This is a genomic window from Christiangramia sp. 3-2217-3z, from assembly GCF_051195275.1.
GTDB lineage: Bacteria > Bacteroidota > Bacteroidia > Flavobacteriales > Flavobacteriaceae > Christiangramia > Christiangramia marina.
Map to the genome: position 1 here is coordinate 191552 of NZ_JBNJLI010000006.1, position 18714 is coordinate 210265.

13 protein-coding genes are annotated in these 18714 nt (G+C 36.7%); 2 read left to right on the top strand and 11 right to left on the bottom strand.

Annotation, left to right across the window (positions count from 1 at the left end; translation table 11 throughout):
- Window positions 1–2: 2 nt before the first annotated feature.
- The 3 genes from thrA to ACSHZO_RS12070 all read right to left on the bottom strand — a co-directional run bounded on the left by thrA (window position 3) and on the right by ACSHZO_RS12070 (window position 5366).
- A complete protein-coding gene (gene thrA, locus ACSHZO_RS12060; RefSeq protein ID WP_298247437.1) occupies window positions 3–2450 on the bottom strand; it encodes a bifunctional aspartate kinase/homoserine dehydrogenase I in 2448 nt (815 codons plus the stop codon).
- 320 nt (window positions 2451–2770) lie between these two features.
- Window positions 2771–4234: a magnesium chelatase gene (locus ACSHZO_RS12065; protein ID WP_298247438.1), complete on the bottom strand. Its 1464-nt coding sequence runs from the start codon at window positions 4232–4234 to the stop codon at window positions 2771–2773.
- A gap of 4 nt (window positions 4235–4238) precedes the next feature.
- Window positions 4239–5366: a vWA domain-containing protein gene (locus ACSHZO_RS12070; RefSeq protein ID WP_298247439.1), complete on the bottom strand. Its 1128-nt coding sequence runs from the start codon at window positions 5364–5366 to the stop codon at window positions 4239–4241.
- Between the two features lie 378 nt (window positions 5367–5744).
- Here ACSHZO_RS12070 and ACSHZO_RS12075 point away from each other — a divergent pair, with 378 nt between their 5' ends.
- Window positions 5745–6857, top strand: a complete 1113-nt coding sequence (locus tag ACSHZO_RS12075; protein ID WP_298247440.1) for an endonuclease/exonuclease/phosphatase family protein — start codon at window positions 5745–5747, stop codon at window positions 6855–6857.
- Here the strand turns inward: ACSHZO_RS12075 and ACSHZO_RS12080 are convergent.
- The 4 genes from ACSHZO_RS12080 to ACSHZO_RS12095 form a co-directional block, all read right to left on the bottom strand.
- Window positions 6826–7230: a response regulator gene (locus tag ACSHZO_RS12080; RefSeq protein WP_298247441.1), complete on the bottom strand. Its 405-nt coding sequence runs from the start codon at window positions 7228–7230 to the stop codon at window positions 6826–6828. The genes ACSHZO_RS12075 and ACSHZO_RS12080 overlap by 32 nt on opposite strands.
- Before the next feature lie 21 nt (window positions 7231–7251).
- Entirely contained in the window at window positions 7252–9042 is a 1791-nt protein-coding gene (locus ACSHZO_RS12085) for a PAS domain-containing protein (protein WP_298247442.1), read from the bottom strand.
- Between the two features lie 69 nt (window positions 9043–9111).
- Complete coding sequence (locus tag ACSHZO_RS12090; protein WP_298247443.1) at window positions 9112–10191, bottom strand: PAS domain S-box protein; 1080 nt, start codon at window positions 10189–10191, stop codon at window positions 9112–9114.
- A gap of 52 nt (window positions 10192–10243) precedes the next feature.
- Window positions 10244–11599, bottom strand: a complete 1356-nt coding sequence (locus tag ACSHZO_RS12095) for a capsule assembly Wzi family protein (protein WP_298247444.1) — start codon at window positions 11597–11599, stop codon at window positions 10244–10246.
- A gap of 72 nt (window positions 11600–11671) precedes the next feature.
- Here ACSHZO_RS12095 and ACSHZO_RS12100 point away from each other — a divergent pair, with 72 nt between their 5' ends.
- Window positions 11672–12415 (top strand): tyrosine-protein phosphatase, encoded by a 744-nt coding sequence (locus tag ACSHZO_RS12100; protein ID WP_298247445.1) that lies wholly within the window; start codon window positions 11672–11674, stop codon window positions 12413–12415.
- Here ACSHZO_RS12100 and ACSHZO_RS12105 read toward each other — a convergent pair.
- Genes ACSHZO_RS12105 through ACSHZO_RS12120 form a run of 4 tightly spaced genes read right to left on the bottom strand, consistent with a single transcriptional unit; the run spans window position 12408 to window position 18714 of the window.
- On the bottom strand, window positions 12408–14816 hold the full coding sequence (locus tag ACSHZO_RS12105) for an exopolysaccharide transport family protein (RefSeq protein ID WP_298247446.1): 2409 nt from the start codon (window positions 14814–14816) through the stop codon (window positions 12408–12410). The genes ACSHZO_RS12100 and ACSHZO_RS12105 overlap by 8 nt on opposite strands.
- Window positions 14817–15590 carry a polysaccharide biosynthesis/export family protein gene (locus ACSHZO_RS12110; protein WP_298247447.1) on the bottom strand — a complete coding sequence of 258 codons (774 nt, stop codon included), beginning with the start codon at window positions 15588–15590 and terminating at the stop codon, window positions 14817–14819. It lies immediately after the preceding gene.
- Window positions 15591–15600: 10 nt separating this feature from the next.
- Window positions 15601–17565 carry a polysaccharide biosynthesis protein gene (locus ACSHZO_RS12115; protein ID WP_298247448.1) on the bottom strand — a complete coding sequence of 655 codons (1965 nt, stop codon included), beginning with the start codon at window positions 17563–17565 and terminating at the stop codon, window positions 15601–15603.
- Window positions 17566–17568: 3 nt separating this feature from the next.
- Entirely contained in the window at window positions 17569–18714 is a 1146-nt protein-coding gene (locus ACSHZO_RS12120; RefSeq protein WP_298247449.1) for a DegT/DnrJ/EryC1/StrS family aminotransferase, read from the bottom strand.

Genomic DNA, 18714 nt, shown 5'->3' on the forward strand with positions numbered 1-18714 from the left:
AACTATCGTTTACCGATTCTTATCACATCTGCAAAAATTCCTGATGCAGTTACATCTGCTCCCGCACCTGCTCCTTTTACAATTAATGGTTGCTCAGGATAACGCTCAGTAAAGAACAGTACAATGTTATCACTCCCACTCAAATTTGCGAAAGGATGTTGCGCATGAACCTTTTGCAACCCGACTTTAGCCTTTCCGTTCACTAATTGAGCTACATATTTAAGTTCGGCACCTTCAGCTTCTGCTTCATGATACATTTTCTGAAAGCTTTCTTCATCTTTCTCAATAATCTCAAAAAATTCTGCATTATTTGCTGCGTTCAAGCTAGCTTCAGATAAGAAACTATCTTTTTCAATATCCTCCAGTTCAAGCTGAAGTCCAGATTCTCTAGCCAGAATTAAGATTTTACGTGCTACATCTACTCCGCTAAGATCAATTCTTGGATCCGGCTCGGTAAACCCTTCTTCCATCGCCTTACGTACAATACTATGAAAAGGCTCTTCAGCTTTATAATTATTAAAGACAAAATTCAAACTCCCGGAGAGTACCGCCTGAATTTTCAAGATTTGATCTCCAGAAGCCATAAGATTTTGTAGCGTATCTATAATTGGCAATCCTGCACCAACATTAGTTTCATAAAGAAAGGAAGCTCCATATTCCCTGGCAAGATCCTGCAATTCCTGATAGTTTTCAAAAGAATCTGCGCAGGCAATCTTATTACAGGTTACTACCGAGATAGAGTTTCTCAAATAGTGCTTGTACCATCCAGCAATCACTTCACTCGCAGTATTATCCACAAAAATACTTTTGCGTAAATTCAATTTTTTAATGGTTTCGAAAAAAGCTTCTGGTGCGCACTCATCAGCTTTAGCTAAATCTTCCTGCCAGGAGTTCAGGTCGATACCATTTTCAGAAAAAAGCATCTTTCGGGAATTTGAGATTCCCAGCACCCGCACTTTCAGTCTTAACTTCTGAAGTAGATATGCTTCCTGCTTGTGAAGTTGCTGTAAAAGTTTGCCACCCACATTTCCTACGCCGGTGATGAATAGATTCAACTCTTTTGAAGGCACCTCAAAAAACTCTTCATGTAATAGATTTAGAGCTTTGGTTACATCCTTCTTCGCGATGACAGCTGAAATGTTCCTTTCTGAAGCACCCTGAGCAATTGCCCTGATGTTGATATTATTATGTCCTAAAGCACTGAACATTTTACCACTAAGACCATGATGACTTTTCATACGATCACCTACTAGAGCAATGATCGCGACATCATCTTCAATTTTTACTGCTTTGATCTTACCGGAAGAAACTTCAGCTTCAAATGCATCATTCAACACATTTCTTGCTTCCAGAGCTTCATCATCCCTTACTGCAATACAAATACTATGTTCCGAAGAAGCCTGAGTGATAAGCACAACATTGATCCCTGATAAATAGAGCGCTTCAAATAGTCTTTTAGAAAATCCCGGGATACCAACCATGCCACTACCCTCCACGTTCAGCAGACTTATAGCATCGATATGGGTGATACCGGTTACCCATCTAAAGTTCTTTTTGCTGGATCGGGAAATTACTGTTCCATGACTATCAGGATCAAAAGTAGATTTTATATGGATTTCAATATTCTGATTGATAAGCGGTTGTAAAGTTGGAGGATAAAGCACTTTGGCACCAAAATGAGAAAGCTCCATCGCCTCTTCGTAGGAAATATGTTCAAGTGGATAAGCCTGTGACACCAAATTTGGATTTGCGGTGTACATTCCGTTCACATCAGTATAGATATAAACCTTTTTAAGATTTAGAGCTGCACCAAGGATCGCCGCAGTAAAATCTGATCCACCTCTTCCCAAAGTACTGGGAACTCCTTCCGAATTTTTCGAAATAAAACCAGGAACTACATAAATCTGAGCATCATGATTATTAAAGTACTGACGAATCTTAGTGTTCGACGGCTCGTAGCTTACCTGCACTTTTTCTTTAAAGTTACGGCACACTATAAGCTCTCTAGCATCTACCATTAATGTCTTATTTTCACTCAACTTAAGATAAGCTGAAATGATCTCGGTACTAAGCATTTCTCCGAAACCGGAGATCACATGAGTCGTTTTATCTGAGAGTTCACTTAACAGAAAAACACCCTCACAGAGCGTTTCCAAATGATTTATGAATGATTTCACTTTGCTTAAGACAGCACTCTGCTGGTTGACAGGTAATAATTCCCGAACCGCATCCAAATGTCTTTTTTCAATAGAAGTCAGAAGTTCTTTATAAGAGTCATCACGGTCCCGGGCAAGTGTAGCTACACTTAGAAGGTCATTCGTTACACCTCCAAATGCTGAAAAAACAACAACGACTTTTTCATTCTTACTAAACTGTTGAACTAACTTGGATAAAGACTTGATTCTCTCTGGAGAGGATACAGATGACCCCCCAAATTTCAGGATTTGCATGGCTGAAATTATTTAAATGAATAAAACAAAATTAGGTATGGACGAGTATTATATAGCTAGAACCCCACAAGGGGTAATACCTGTAATCGTGATAAACGTAGTCACTGTAGAAGAGTAGATTTCTTCCTGGATCATGTTAATAAATGAAGTTGTAAAATTCACGATTCTGGTCTTATTTATTTTAAAGGTATTTAATAATTCTACATGACAAAATTTTAAACCTTAATGAATTGAAGATTTATGGAATTCTCAAAATAGGACAGAAAAAAGCCTGATAATTCAAATTATCAGGCTGATTATTAATTATTTAAAAATACAGATTATAATCCGCTAATGTAACTTCCGTAGAGATCCTTAAACTTAAGACCTTTAGAAAAACGCTGTTTACTTAACTTTTTATGTTCAACTAAAGCCCATAATAAGAACTCTTTCATAAAGTACTTATCTGATGTTTCAATATTCGGTTGATATTTCTGAATGAGTTCATTTAGAGGTTCAATAGAATCTAGCTGTTCTTTATATTCTGAATCACTTAGATCATCTGGCAGTTCAAAACCTGAACTTTCAAAAAACCATTCTACCAGATCATCATAAGGTGTAGTTGCGTCTGGCTTCTGAAGTTTTTCGATCTTCGGAAAGTACTCCGGGAACAAGGTTTTTACCGCAGCACCAATAAGCTCCATAGCTACAAAGGCTGCACCTTCCTGCTCTCCTTCATAAACGAGTTCAACTTTCCCCGTAATTGCAGGAATTACCCCAAGAAAATCACCAAATCGCAGGGTTGTTTCTTCACTTCCGGTTTTAAGGATGCGTCTCTCGGCAGTACTTAATAAATTTTCGAAAGCGGTAATACTCATCCTTGCACTAACACCACTTTTATGATCTATATATTCACTGTCCCTGGCTTCGAAACTAATTTGTTCTAAAAGATCTTTCGCAAGTTCGGGTACTTTGATCGTATCTTCCTGCCTACCATCTTTTTTTGCTTCCTGTGCCGTAATGGTTTTGGCGATATCAATATTCTGTGGATAGTGGGTTAGAATTTGAGATCCTATCCTATCCTTCAGCGGAGTTACAATACTTCCTCTATTTGTATAATCTTCGGGGTTGGCTGTAAATACAAATTGCATATCCAATGGTAAGCGCAATTTGAAACCTCTAATCTGGATATCACCTTCCTGAAGTATATTAAAGAGGGCAACCTGTATTCTTGCCTGTAGATCTGGTAGCTCATTGATGACAAAAATACTTCTGTTCGCCCGGGGAATCATTCCGTAGTGAATCACGCGGTCGTCTGCATAACTAAGTCTCAAATTCGCAGCTTTGATTGGATCTACGTCACCAATAAGATCTGCAACAGTAACATCTGGAGTCGCCAGCTTCTCGAAGAATCGATCCTCTCGATGCATCCATTCTATAGGAGTTTCATCACCTTCTTTATCGATCTTTTCTTGAGCATAACGGCTAATTGGATTTAAAGGATCATCGTTGATTTCTGAACCTTCAACTACCGGAATCCATTCGTCCAGTAAATTCACCATGAGCCTGGCAAGTCTTGTTTTTGCCTGTCCGCGTAATCCTAGTAAATTAATATTATGTTTCGATAAAATGGCCCGTTCAATTTCCGGGATCACCGTGTAATCATAGCCGTGTATGCCTTCAAAAGCTTTTTTGCCTTCTTTAATTTTAACTTTTAAGTTATCTCTAAGTTCGTCTTTAATACTTTTAGTCTGGTAACCTGAAGATTTTAAATCTCTAAGCGTCTTGATGTTTTTCGTATTCATAGCTTTATCCTCTAATTCTTTTTTTTCTGTTCGATTCGTAATCTTCAAAGATCATTTCACCCAATCCTTTTAATCCAGTATAGAATGCCTTCCCTTGATTGGCGGCGGTAAATTCCTCTACAAACCTGGTAAGGTATGGATCCTGGGCGATCATAAAGGTGGTAATGGGAATTCTTAGCTTTCTAGCCTGCCTTGCTTTATTATAACATTTATCGATTACATAAGGATCCAGTCCAACGCTGTTTTTATAATAACTTCCATCCTTTTCCCTGATGCAACTGGGCTTACCATCAGTGATCATAAAGATCTGTTTGTTGGTATTTCTCTTTCGGCGCAAGAGATCCATTGCTAATTCAAGTCCGGCTACTGTATTGGTGTGGTAGGGACCAACCTTTAGATATGGCAGTTCAGCAATTGAAATTGGCCAGGCATCATTTCCGAAGACAAGGATATCCAGAGTATCTTTTGGATAACGTGTAGTTATTAATTCTGAAAGTGCCATCGCTACCTTCTTTGCTGGAGTGATACGATCTTCGCCGTATAGGATCATGCTGTGACTTATATCGATCATAAGTACGGTACTCATTTGTGATTTAAAATGAGTTTCTTCTACTACCAGGTCTTCTTCAGACATGCTGAATTCACCAATTCCATTGTTTATTTGGGCATTTCGAAGACTTTCGGTCATAGAAATCCTACTTAAAGAATCTCCATATTGATATTGCCGGAAGTCTCCGGTATGTTCATCTCCTCTTCCTGTTTTGTTAGTTCTGTGATTTCCTGCGCCACCTTTTTTCAATCTTCCGAAGATCTGCTCCAGGGCTTGCTGTCGTATAGCACGTTCGGTTTTCGCAGTAATGCTCATTCCACCGTTACCATCTGGTTCGATCTCTTCCTTGATGTAACCTTTCTGCTTCAGCTCTTCAACGAAATCATCGATCGAATAATCATCGGTAGTAAGTTGATACTCATCATCCAATTGTCTAAGCCAGTCTAAAGCCTCGTCCAGATCTCCAGAGGTATGCGTAATGATCTCTTTGAAGATGTCAAAAAGCCTGTCAAATACAGACTTTTCAGGTTCTTCGAATTTATTGAAAACAAAGCCCCTTACTTCTTTCTCCTTCTTTTTCATAGTAATAAAATTAATGCTTTTCAGAAGAATCTAAAAACGCCTGATGATGCACAGAGACTAAAGTTATGTTAACTAAGATGTTCTACCTTCTCAACACAGGATGTTATTTTTGTCATAAATTCCAGGGCTTATGCTGTGGTGTTTCTAAGTAGAATAAATCAAATTAGCCTTTGCAGGCTCATATTGACAAGGGTTCAGGAAATCAATTAGAAATAGAACATAGCATTTAAAAACTATAGCTACTTAGGCTCTCTTTTACAATTGCGATGCAAATACTATCTTAGAGGCCTGTAGTAGATTTTTGCGCTACAGATTAAGGATGGAATGATTTCTCAATGGAATTATTCTAGACTTGATAACCAATCATAAACGACCAGTATGAGCATTGGAGAGATTATCGTGATCTTTTTTTCAGTAGTTATGTGTATTCCTACGATTGCATCAGCTACCAGATTTGATCAATGGTGGATTCGTGGATTTGATTTTCCAAGAATACAGATCAGCTTTTTAATTATCTGCGTGATCATCGCTTCCATAGTTGTTTATGATTTCGATAAAGACTGGCATCTTATAGCTATTGCTGTCCTCTTTATAAGTTTGCTGTATCAATTCGTAAAAATTTATCCCTACACATATCTTTCGGGTAAACAGGTTATGAAATTTAAAGGCAGTGATCCAGATGCCTCGATTTCCATTTTAGTTAGTAACGTACTTACACCTAATAAACGCAGTGATAAACTTATAGAACTGGTCAAAAAGCGTAATCCGGACATTCTTTTAACCTTGGAATCTGACCAGCGCTGGGAAGATGAAATGTCGGTTATCGAAAAAGATTATAAGTACACGGTCAAGATTCCTATGGATAATCTTTATGGTATGCACTTGTATTCAAAACTGAAACTTGAGGATATAAAAGTAAGATATCTGGTGCAACATGATATTCCATCTATTCATGGAATAGTAGTTCTAAAAAGTGGCAAGAAAGTGAATATACACTGTCTACACCCAATGCCTCCAAGTCCTACGGAAAGTGATACCAGTACTAACCGAGATGCTGAACTTTTGATGTTGGGTCGGGATATCGACAGTGAAAAACATACAACTTTAGTATTCGGTGATCTGAATGATGTAGCCTGGTCAAGAACTACAAGACTTTTTCAAAAGTTGAGTGGACTCATGGACCCAAGGATTGGTAGAGGCTTCTTCAATACCTTTCATACAGGTTACGCCTTATTACGCTGGCCTCTGGATCATGTTTTCCACACCAGAGATTTTACACTTATCGATATTGCCAGGGAGAAAAGTATAGGCTCAGACCACTTCCCGATGTATATTAAGCTGAATCACGAACCTATTGCGGGAGCGATCAATGAAGACACTGATGCACCTGATGAAGAGGAAAAGAACTGGGCTGAAGAAAAAATTAAAACCGCAAATCCTCTTGTTGAGAAAATTCCCTTTAGCTCAATTGGAAATAGGGTGCAAGCTTAGAAATTCCCTTTAACTTTTCACAATGTCTTGCTGACAGAGGCTTCTCAATAAAATCTACGACATGTGGATCATTTGCCGCTTCACGTTTGTCCTTTCGATCTATAGATGAGGTTGCCATCACTACATGCAAGCGTTCATCTAAAGGTAATTTTTTGATATGGTCTAAAAATTCCCAGCCAGAGATACCAGGCATGTTGATATCCAGCATGATCAAGTATTCCTCTTCCTGACTAGCTTCATGTTCCAGAAATTCAAGAGCTTTATATGCATCCTTAAAGACTAAAGGATCAGTATCCAGACCACTTTTAGAAACAATTTTTTTCTGTAAAAAAGTGACAATGTCATCATCATCAATAATTATTGTACGTAACATATAGGGTAATTTTGGGGATTGCTACAATTCATTTTCTGTCTTCACAGCAATTTCTCGGATGATCCCATCCAATTCATTCGCCGAAATTAATATATTTTCTAGTATTTCATCGATGTTACCTAAATCTTCTCGATAGTTTATCATCAAATCTACCAAGCCCATTATCTTTGCCAAGGGTGCGCGAACTATATGGGACTGCATCCAGGCTATTTCCTTCAATCGCTTATTATGATTTTGAATGGCGATAAGATGACTTTTTCGCTCAGTGATATCCTGCAGTGAGCCTATGATTCTGATAGGCTTCTGTTGAGAGTCGAGCATTAAATGACTTCGATCCAGCATGTATTTATAAGATCCATCAGCGCATCGAAACCTATATTCAATAGTAAGATTCTGAATACTATTTTTGAGAAGGTCTTGTACAGAGTTTCTTACTTCCTCGTAATCTTCAGGATGAATTTTATCATTCCACCATTCCGAAGTAAAGCTTCCATTTTCAGAAGTCCAACCGAAAACCGATTCCAAGGTGTCACTGGCTTTCATAATTCCAGAAGCAATCTGATAATCGGTAATTATATCACTAGTAGCTTTTGCCACTATATCATAACGCTTAAGACTTTCGATAAGCTGGCGTTCCTGAATTATAAATTCTGTAATGTCTCTAGAATTAAGCACAATACCACCTACCGTATCATCATCGGAAAGATTTGTGGCGATAGTTTCAATCCAGTGAATAGTATCACTTTGATCCTTCACCCTGTAACTAGGTAGTTGAAATCTCTGTCCTTCTTTGAGTTCTTTTAGGATCTCAGCAATTATAGGCCAATCATCATTACAGACCCTATCTGCAAAATGAGTATGAGATAATTGATCTATAGAAAAACCATAGAGCTGCTCTGTACCCGGGCTATTATATATAAACTTTAGATCGTGATCTAGAATCGCAATATGATCTGAACCTTCCTGAACCAGTGCTTTAAATCGCTTCTCACTATTTCTAAGTAAGGCTTCATGATTTTTAATTGCCGTAACATTGGTTCCGTAGATATAAACAATATTTTCGTTTTCAAAGAACCTTGAAAAACGCCAGGATATCCAGATATAATCTCCATTTTTTTGCCTGCAACGAATTTCAAAATCCTCCGCTCCTATAGAAATTTGTTTGATAGCTTTAAAAGTTTTATCCAGATCATCAGGATGTATAAAAGTTGAGAACGGTTGTGATAAAATTTCAGCCGTGCTATAGTTGAAAGTCTTCACAAAAGCCGGATTCGCCATTTTGATAAATCCATCCAGCCCGATCACCGCTGTAAGATTCGGGGAATACTGAAAGAAATCTGATAATTGATTCTGACTCAGTTTTCTTTCCATAGCTGAGGCTATCTGAATGCTAACATCTGAATATATAGCTTGTTCTATTTTTTTACGGTTAACTTTAGAACCAAAACAAAGAATACTGATCAAGCGTTCTTGTAATATTATAGGTATTCCAACGGCAGTTTGTATTGATTCAGTTTCATTCAGCATCATATTTTTGAGCAGACCTGTATTATCTGCTTTATGAATAATTTCGATATTCATAGAGGACCATACTTTCCCTGGAAGACCATCATCCTTTTTATAACGAACGCTCTCAGAATCTCCTTCCTTGAAATCCAGATTTTCAGGCCAGTAAGCTGTTCGAATCAATTCTATATTGTTTGCACTTAGCTTATAAGCTTCTGCATATTCAAAGCCTAATTCATTACTGAATATTTCAAGGGTTTTGATAGTTGCATCCTGGAATGTTCTTTTATCCCCAAATGCCTTCAAGGTTTTCAGAATCAGATCCTTTCTTTTATTCTGAAGAAAAGCATCTGTGTTGTTTCTTGCTATCCCTGCTTAACCGATTACATTATCTTCCGCATCTTTCAAAGGAACTTTTGTTAACAGCACCATTTCCTGACTACCATCATTTTTTTCAACAATATCCTGGCTATTGTAAACTGCTTTACCTGAATTCATTACTAAATCATTATCGGCAATGATTTTTTTAGCTTTGGTCTCCTCAAAATAGTCAAGCGGAGTAATATTTGAGTTGGCATGCAAATCATCCAGACCTAATATATTATTCGCGAATTTTTTATTAGTAAGAATAGAACGATTCTTCCGATCCTTTACAAAAATATAATCTGGAATATTATCGATGATAGCACGCAACATTTGCTTATCTGCTCGACGTTTACGCTCAATTTCAAGCTTTTCTGTTATATCTTTAGCAATTCCGAATACCCCGATAATTTCTTGCTGAAATACAATTGGAAAGTTTTTAACCTCCAGTATTCTATGGTTACCCTTAGCTGTAACAAAACTACATTGATAATCCAGAGACTCGCCGTGTAGAGCTCTTCCGAAGTAATTTAAAACCTGTTCCTTCTCTGCTTCAGGAATGAACGGTAAAAAGTGCATTTGCAACAGTTTTTCCTCGGAAGTTTCGGCTAATTGTGCAGATTGTGCATTTACATTAATGAACTTTCCCTCTTGATTAAACAGAAAAACCGCATCTGGATTATGATAAAAAAGATTTGTGTAAAATTGTGAACTGTAATTTAATTCCCTTAGTAACAGGTCTTCCTTCTTTCTGTATGTCTTGTCATTCTTTTCTATTGACAAAGAAACACTACTAATTTTACTGTCATCACCTATAATTGGTGCTATATAAAAACTAAAAACTGACGAGTTGTGATCTTTCTGATACGTATGGGTTTGAAAGCGACCTTTCTTACAAAAGGTCATTTTTTCATTGATCTGTGCGGCAAGTTCTGAAGGAAAAAGGGCGAATAGCATACATCGCAGACTAATTTCTGAAGAAAAGTTTTCCTCGAAAAATTGTGCTGCAAAACTATCAAATGCAATGACACCCTTAGCATAACATAAGGTAATCACTGTTTCTGTAATAGAATTTATAGAAACGTAATTCAAGGTACTATAGTAGGTTTGGGTTTAGGAAAATACAAAAAAATTTGAGCTTGACCTAAAATAAAGGTCTGGAGAATTTTAGACCTGCACCAAAATTAGATTGATCTACGTTTTTAATGTCTGAAGCGACAAAGGCAGAAAGGTTATAATCCCCCTTCATTAACTCGACTTCCAGGTAAGAAGACAATACTTCTTTTGTAACAGGAAAGAACGAATCTTTGACACCATAGTTTTTTCTATAAGAAAGCAAAGCTCTATAGGGTAATTTGAAGGCCTTACCGGTAATACCAACGTGATGAGCCGTAATTATATTAACTCCAATTCTGAAACGCTCATCTGTAGTCAAAATAAATGGATTCCCAATGATAAGATTTTGATACGTCCAACCAGATCTGTAAAGATTATTATTGAAATAATTATCTGCTCCATCAGATGTTGAGCTCTTTCTACTTCTACTTTGATTCTTGGTATAGTGGAATTCGTAAATAATTGCTTTTATCCAATCCTCACCCCAGAAAGTATCTCTATTATCCTCCACATAAATTCCATAGCGACCATCTGGTAAATTCCCCATTTTCAAACCGGAGCCATCTTCAAATATATGGTTGTAAAAGAACTCAAAATCGAGATTACTAATCCTCGAGCTTATCTTCAATTCATAACTTCCAATTTGATTTCCAAGCGCATTAACTTCCTCACCTTCTACATCATCCGTTCCAGCACTACCTGTGATTACACTACCATAATCTTCGAGGCTTTGTGGTAATCTGCCAAATTCTTCTGATGTTCCTGCCCATTGCACGAATTGTTGTAACCCGAGACTCACTTCGAAATCTTTCTGAGTTCTATAAACTAAATGTCCACTTTTATGATGCAACCTTGTATTATCAATAAATCGCTCATCATCTAATAGGTATTCTCCAATGGAAAATTTAAATCCCAACCCGTAATCTTTAAAATTAAAAAAGACTGGTTCAACTGTTTCAATAGAGATTCCTGGAAATGGCGAAGCATTGAGAGACCACAGAATACTTTCATTGCTAACACTTAAACCCTGGTAAAGATCGGTTCGCTGTCTTTTGCCAATATCGACTCTAATCTTTGGAGAAACGTAACTAAAATAAGCTTCGTCAATTTTGAAGCTATTATCATAGCCATCTTTATAAAGGATTCCACCCCCAAACTGAAATGACCTGGTATTATCTATTTCAAATATAGCCGTACCCGTTAATAATCCACTATAGAAAGTCCTTTCGTCCAACCTACCTCTACGGTTAGAATGTATCCAAAAAGGAGATTCTGATCCACTAAAAAGCCCGGCAGTTCCTGTGGCATTAAGATTAAAATAATCCTGACCATACGAGCTTAGGCCAAGAATTATAAATATGCAAAGAATAAAAGGATGCTTCATACGTCTACTTGGGTTGCAAATATTACTAATTAGAATTTAAAATATGTAATTTTGAACGGTTAAATAGATTATATGTTATCAATATTTAGTAGAAGTAAATATTTAGTTGATCTTATAGAAGGGATGCCAGATTTTCATAATCATACCTTGCCAGGAATTGATGATGGTTCTGATAGCATTGATACATCACGGGAATTATTTAAGGGGTTCTCAGAAATAGGAATTAATCATATTGTGGCAACTCCGCATATTATAGGTGAATTTTATCCTAACACTCCCAAAAACATCGAAGAAGTTTATAAAATGCTACTGCATGAAAATGCTGGTCCTAAAAAATTAAGCTATGCTGCTGAATATATGATGGATCAGCATTTTCTCGAAATTCTAGAAGATGATGATTTACTTACAGTAACAGATAATAAGGTCCTCGTGGAAATGTCTTATTTTCAGGCTCCGATCAATTTGACCCAGATACTTTTTAAACTTCAGAATAATTCTAAGGTTCCGATCTTGGCACACCCCGAAAGATATACATATATGCACTCTAAAGATCTAATAAAATTTCAGGATCTAAGAACAAGAGGCTGCCTTATGCAAGTTAATATGCTATCACTATCCAATCATTATGGAAAAGCTATACAGAAAATAGCATATCAATTAATTGAAAACGATTTTATTGAATACATCTGTAGCGATGTTCACAAACTTACACATCTTGATAAGATCAAAGAAATCAAGGTTCCAAGTAAGTATATTCAAAACATCATACGAATAAGCGATAATAATCGTGCTCTACTGCAGCAACATTTTAGTTAGAGTTTGAAATACGTTTCTTAAAACGTTGCCATCGCGATTCGCTATCCTGCCCATAGCCATAACCATACCCGTAGGAATAGCCATATTTGGCCCCATAAGAAAACTTTGAATTATCTACATCATTTAAAACAACAGCAAGGCCTTTTAATTTACCTTGTTTCTTTAAATCTTTTGGAAAATCTAAAAGTTTCTTTTCAGTATAGTCCGATCGAGTTACGTACAGAGTATAATCTGCTAACTGACTTATTAAAAGAGTATCCGTTACGATCATTGTGGGAGCAGTATCAACAATTACATAGTCGTAAAGAGTCTTAAAATGCTTTAATAACTCCTCCATTCTATCGTTCATTAATAATTCTGCTGGGTTAGGAGGAATTGGCCCTGAAAGTACCACATCAACTTTGATTTCTTCTTCTTTGGTTCTAGAAATAATATCATATGAATTAACATCAAGATCATATAAGTAATCCGAAAGACCCTTTTCTACTGTCCCTTCAGTTGCTATGGTATAACGATGTAATTTTGGATTTCTAACATCTGCCCCAATAAGAATTACAGACTTGCCGGTACTTGCCAGGGTACGCGATAGATTATAAGATATAAATGTTTTTCCCTCTCCTTTAACTGTGGAGGTCACAAATATTACATCGCCAATATTTTTATCTTTATTCTGAATTAAGTAAGCCAAATTCGTTCTAAGTATTCTAAATGATTCGGCAAGTGGAGAGCGATCGTTAGTCTGGATAACATCACTTTGACCGGAATTAATCCTAGGTATCTCTCCTAAAAATGGAATGGTTTTTAACACCGGATCTAAGTCTCCTCGATGATGAATTTTAGTATCTAGGAAATTTTTTATAAATATTATTCCAATTGGAATCAACAGTCCAATTAAAAGTCCTCCTAGCAATATCAATCTCGGAGCAGGATCTACAGGATTTTCGTAAGTAAAAGCTTCATCAACAACTCTGGCCACAGAAGCTGTTGCGGCGAATGAGATAGCAGCTTCTTCCCTGCGCTGCAATAGAAAAAGATACAACTGCTCCTTAATTTGCTGCTGACGTTCTATGTTACGCATGCCTTTTTCTAAACCTGGGAAATTACTGAATTCTCCTTCGGCTAAATTTTCTCTTTGAGAAACCTCTCTAAGCTCTATGTTTAACGTCTGCCTAGTACTTTCTATACTTTCAAATAAATTGTTACGTAATAAGTCAAGTTGTTCTGTTATAGTTTTAACCACGGGGTTTTTCGCTGTACCCTCCTCTAGGTACACATTCCTTTCCATGACTAGAGTATTATATGAACTTATTAAGCCAGAAATACCACCATTAGCTATCCCTACCTCGGGTAGGAACTCGTATTGACCTCGTTTCCTCAATAAATTTTCTACAGATCGCAGTAATTCTATTTGAGTTTCAAAGTCAAAGATTTGCTGTTCAGCGGCCGAAAATTTTGACTGAAATTGAGCTGCTCCAGCCTGTACGCTCATTATTTGGTTTTCTCTCTTAAATTCTGCAATTCCAACTTCTACTGAATCTAATTCAGAAGTGATCATTTCTAATCGCTCTTGAATAAAAGAAGTCGTATTAGCAGCAACCTCCTGCTTATCTTCCACACCTTCTTCATTGAACCTAAGCATTAATTTATTCAAAAAATCTTCTGATTTAGCGCTTGATTCGTTTACAGTACTCAATATTAAAATATCCTTAGCTTTACCTTTTGGAGCTACAAATAGATCCGCAATGAGGTTATTTGTAACAACATTTACGGGAGTAATTTTAATATATACAGTACTAGATCTTTTAAAAGATCCTTCTTCCTCCCCTGACTTTGGGAGAATAATAAATTCTAGATTACCTAAGCTTATAATTTCACCTATCTTATGAGTATCGTAATAATTTTCATCTTCGCTTTCCAGTGTAAAATCTGTATCGGATATAGGAATAACATTAAAATTTAAGTAAGTATTATCTACTACACTATCAGCGGAAATGAACTCAACTACAATTGGACTTGCCTTGTATGCCTCAACAGTTATTACATTACCCTCAATATAATATGCTATATTTAGATCTAATTCTTTTACAACACTTGAAACTAGTTGTTTGGATTTCAACTTCTCGATTTGACTTTGCAGACCATCCTCATCAAGGGATAAAATAGTACCTCCACCAGTAGGAAGTGCACTCATTGCGTTCGCCTCTTGGTCATCAACCATGATCAGCGTAGAAGTTGTTTGGTATTGCGGTATTGTATATCTATTGTACAAAAAAGCTATTAAGCCTCCTAGAATTAATCCAAGTAGAATCCATTTCCAGTATACTAGATATTTATATAGCTCAGCCTTAAGATCAAAATTCGAACTATTATTTTCTTCAGTAAAATCGTTCAATTCCTCCATTTATCTAGCGAATATAAAAACTAATCCAATAACTGAACTGATAAGACCTATTATTGCTCCGGGATTACCAAAGAAACCAGCCGATTTCATTCTAGCATAGGTGGGTTCTACATATACGATATCATTCTGTTTCAGATAGTAGTATGGACTATCAAATAAATCTATTTCGGTCATATCGATCAATCCTACAGATTTTACTCCATTACTTTCCCTAATAACTCTAATATTTTGGCGTTTCCCAGTATAACTAATGTCACCACTCATAGCAAGAAGTTCTGGCATCGTTACCCTCCCGTCTGTAACTTGTACTCGGCCTGGCGATCCCACCTCTCCAAGAACTGTTACACTAAAATTTACTATTCTTACATCGACTACAGGGTCTCTAACATAATCAGAAATTTGATCTTCCAGTTGTTCCTGTATTTCAGTTCTAGTTAAACCCAAAACATTTATAGAACCTAGTACAGGAAAATTGATTGTACCTTCTGGACTAACTAAGTAACCCGTTAAAGATAAACTCTGCCCTCCTCCAGCGCCTCCAGAAGATTGACCCCCTTGTTGGTTCATTTGAAAGGGAGCTACAATGTCAGGGTTTATGGAGGATGAGGATACATTTATTCTTAAAACATCATTTTTTTCTATTTTTGTCTCGTAATCTAATATATTTCTATGTCCTTCTAATGAATTTACATCATTAAAGTAAACAACCTGATCTTTTGTTGCACAGCTAAAAAGGCAGTTACAAATAAGTGCTACAAATAAAAATTTCTTCATAAATAAAATTCTAGTTTTTTTTAAGTTCAGTAACTTTATCCAATCGCTCGTATGATGAATTGTTACTTTTAAACTCTGGAATTAAATCTTTTAACTTTGCAACGACTTTGTCATTTTTTAATTTAGTTGCGGATTTTATTATCTTCCCAATCTTATCATTAATTAAATCATAATTCCTTACTACCTCCTGTCCAATCATTATCTTCTTGTGATGAGTTGGAAGCGTTTGACTATCATCATTTAGCAACTCTTCGTATAATTTCTCGCCTGGTCTTAGTCCAGTAATTCTAATTTTAATATGCTTGTTCGGTTGATAACCCGCAAGTTTTATCATCTTGATAGCTAAGTCCATAATTTTCACCGGTTCACCCATATCAAAAACAAAGATTTCACCACCTTTACCCATTGCGCCTGCTTCTAACACAAGCTGACAAGCTTCTGGGATGGTCATGAAATACCTGATGATATCAGGATGAGTAATGGTTACAGGACCACCTTTCTCTATTTGTTTCTTGAATAGTGGCACTACCGAACCGTTAGAACCTAGAACATTTCCAAAACGTGTAGTTATAAACTTCGTAGTTCCTATACCTGCTTTCATTTGGTTATGAAACAAAGATTGAACGTACATTTCAGCAGCTCTCTTAGAGGCTCCCATTACATTACTTGGGTTAACCGCTTTATCTGTTGAAACCATAACGAAATGTCCCACATTGTACTTCACAGCAAGATCTGCTAAATTTTTGGTTCCATGTATATTAACAAATACCGCTTCATGTGGATTACTTTCCATCAAAGGAACATGCTTATATGCTGCAGCATGATAAACCACATCGATGTCTTGATTCTGGAACATAAGCTCCAGTCTCTTTTGGTTTCCAACATCACAAACAATTACTTTGAAATTCAGGTCTGGAAACTTGGATTCCACCTCCAATTGTAAATTATGTAAAGGAGTTTCAGCCTGATCTAGTATTATCAAACGCTTTGGATCATATTTAGCAACCTGTCTCACGATCTCGCTACCAATAGAACCTGCTGCACCAGTAACAAGTATTGTCCTGTCCGTTAATTGTTCAATTTTATTCTGAGTTTCAAGATTAATAGGTTCTCTATCCAGCAGATCTTCAATCTGCAATGTTTTTACCTTATTAGCTATCGGCTCCCCACCCCAGGTAGAAACTAGAGGTGCATTATAAATTGCTATATCATGTTCCAAACACTCCTCTACCAATTTAAATTTTTCTTCTGAAGAAAGAGTGTGTTCAGAAAATATGATCGCTTCAGCGCCAAGAGAATTTAGTTCTTCATGAATCTTTTTAGTATGTTTTAAAACCGGCTTATCCAGTACACGGAGTCTTTTATGTGAATCCTGTGTTAGAAATCCCATAATTCGGAATCTACGCGGATGTTCAATTTCAAGCGCACCTGCTATAGAGATCGCATTTTCATCAACCCCTAATATAACTGCATTAATTAGAGACTCATTCTTCTGAAGAATCTTAAAATACTCATAGAATTGTTTGACACTAAGTCTGAAAAGGAATAATAGCGAAAATGATATCCATAAATTAATTAGCAATCCGCCAATTAAAAAGATTTTTTGACCTATTAGGAAGTAGGATGCATAATTAATCGCAACCAACCCAACGAAAGCACTACAAGTTGATAGTAATAACTTCAAGGCATCTACGTTAGAAGAATAACGTATAATACCAGCATAAGTCTTGAAAACAAAAAAGAAACCAACGTTCATAGTAATTACCAGAAGTGCTTTCTCATAAAAATTCAATAAAGTATAATGAAAAGGAGATAGATCTAAAAGGATAAGTATGGTTAAAATCGTTGAGATAGTAACCAGACCTATATCGATCATCAAAATTGCCCATCTAGGAAGATATCTAAGATTTCGGATATCCAAAGAGTTATCAGGACCTGATATTATGTTAGAAAGGGCTTTTCTTATGCTCCCCATAGTCTATTGGTCTTTTTTCAAATGACTTTTAATTGCATTACTGATTCTGGACCTATCATTATCCGACAGATTGCTGCCACTTGGCAAACAGAGTCCATTGTCGAACATGGTCTCAGCAACTCCCGTGCCGTAAAACGGACTATCCGCAAAAACAGGTTGCATGTGCATAGGCTTCCAAAGCGGTCGACATTCAATATTTAAAGCACCGAGTGATTCTCTTAAGTCTTCTCTAGAGAACCCAGTAACCTCACTATCAATAGTTAGAACGCTTAGCCAATGATTACTGAAATAATCTGTAGAAGGTTCAGAAAACAAACTGACTCCTTTGACACCACGGAATAAATTTACATAAAATTCGAACATCTCACGTCTTGCTCTTACTCTTTCGTCCAATACCTCCATTTGTCCACGACCAATTCCTGCGGAAATATTACTCAATCTATAATTATAACCAATTTCGCTATGCTGGTAATGTGGAGCATCATCCCTGGCCTGAGTTGCGAGAAAAACAGCTTTCTGCTTCATTTTCTCAGTCTTATTAACCAAGGCGCCACCACCAGACGTAGTGATAATCTTATTACCGTTAAATGACAAAATAGCTAATTCGCCGAAAGTGCCACAATTTGCACCTTTGTATGTACTCCCAAGAGCTTCAGCGGCATCTTCTATAACTGGAATGTTATATTTATCTGCAATCCTATTAATTCGATCCACCTGATATGGCATACCGTATAAATGAACGGCAATAATAGCTTTCGGTTTTTTGCCTTTTTTTATTCTATCCTCTATAGCAATCTCCAGCTGATCAGGACAGATATTCAAAGTTTTGGATTCACTATCAATAAATATTGGAGTGGCACCCAGATACTTAATTGGGTTGGCTGAAGCCGCGAAGGTCATGCTTTGACATATAACTTCATCTCCATTCGAGACTCCAAGCATAATTAAAGCCAGGTGCAATGCAGCAGTTCCAGAACTTAATGCTGCAACTTCAACTTTTCCACCAAGATATTTTTTAATATCATTTTCAAATCCAGAGACATTGGGACCCAAAGGTGCTATCCAATTCTCATCGAATGCATCATGAATATATTTTAACTCATTACCACCCATATGCGGGGAGGATAGCCAGATCTTATCGTTTGACAT

Excerpts from the sequence above, each read along its gene's own strand:
- ACSHZO_RS12075 (WP_298247440.1), top strand. The coding sequence starts at position 5,745 with ATGAGCATTGGAGAGATTATCGTGATCTTTTTTTCAGTAGTTATGTGT.
- ACSHZO_RS12105 (WP_298247446.1), bottom strand. The coding sequence starts at position 14,816 with ATGGAGGAATTGAACGATTTTACTGAAGAAAATAATAGTTCGAATTTT.
- ACSHZO_RS12065 (WP_298247438.1), bottom strand. The coding sequence starts at position 4,234 with ATGAATACGAAAAACATCAAGACGCTTAGAGATTTAAAATCTTCAGGT.
- ACSHZO_RS12115 (WP_298247448.1), bottom strand. The coding sequence starts at position 17,565 with ATGGGGAGCATAAGAAAAGCCCTTTCTAACATAATATCAGGTCCTGAT.
- ACSHZO_RS12080 (WP_298247441.1), bottom strand. The coding sequence starts at position 7,230 with ATGTTACGTACAATAATTATTGATGATGATGACATTGTCACTTTTTTA.
- ACSHZO_RS12095 (WP_298247444.1), bottom strand. The coding sequence starts at position 11,599 with ATGAAGCATCCTTTTATTCTTTGCATATTTATAATTCTTGGCCTAAGC.
- thrA (WP_298247437.1), bottom strand. The coding sequence starts at position 2,450 with ATGCAAATCCTGAAATTTGGGGGGTCATCTGTATCCTCTCCAGAGAGA.
- ACSHZO_RS12100 (WP_298247445.1), top strand. The coding sequence starts at position 11,672 with ATGTTATCAATATTTAGTAGAAGTAAATATTTAGTTGATCTTATAGAA.
- ACSHZO_RS12110 (WP_298247447.1), bottom strand. The coding sequence starts at position 15,590 with ATGAAGAAATTTTTATTTGTAGCACTTATTTGTAACTGCCTTTTTAGC.
- ACSHZO_RS12070 (WP_298247439.1), bottom strand. The coding sequence starts at position 5,366 with ATGAAAAAGAAGGAGAAAGAAGTAAGGGGCTTTGTTTTCAATAAATTC.
- ACSHZO_RS12120 (WP_298247449.1), bottom strand. The coding sequence starts at position 18,714 with ATGTCAAACGATAAGATCTGGCTATCCTCCCCGCATATGGGTGGTAAT.